This window comes from Citrobacter sp. VF227, from assembly GCF_052950715.1.
Map to the genome: position 1 here is coordinate 1 of NZ_JBRFVF010000189.1, position 573 is coordinate 573.

The window sequence follows — 573 nt, forward strand, 5'->3', positions numbered from 1 at the left end:
CGCTCGAGGCGCCCAGCCGTGGTGTCGCGCACGACCACCGAGTTGATGTGAAACCGCTCTTTAAGCTCGCGTTGCCATTGCTCGCACAGGTGCGGCGGGCAAAGTATCGACAGGCGCGAAATCTCACCACGGTCTAGGAGTTCACGGACGATGAGTGCGGCCTCGATAGTCTTACCGATACCCACGTCGTCTGCGATGAGCAGGCGCACCACGTCCTGCTTAAGCGCCATCAGCAGCGGCACCAACTGATAGGCCCTCGGCTCGACTGCGATATTGCCGAAACTGCGGAATGGCCCGGCGCCCATGCGCAACTTCAACTGCAGGGCGTCGCGCAGCAGTTGGCCCGCTGCAAAATTCGACGCCTGGTCGACAGTGGGCCACGGAAAAGTCGCGGGTCCGACCGGATTCGGCTCGATAGGCAGATAGATGAGCGTCGCATCCTCTTCGCTTGCCCCGAGGGGACGAAGATGCAGCGTTTCATCCGTTGATTGGGGCAGGACGACCCATTCGCGGCCCCGCGCGGAAACAAGGCTGCCGGGCTGAAACGATGCCTGAGCGGTCATTGTGTGTGAT

Annotated in this window: 1 protein-coding gene; it reads right to left on the bottom strand. The window is 61.8% G+C overall.

The annotated features are described in order from the left end of the window. The coding region (locus ACU8YC_RS25825) for an SNF2-related protein (protein WP_446896084.1) at positions 1-573 on the bottom strand (573 nt) is incomplete at both ends.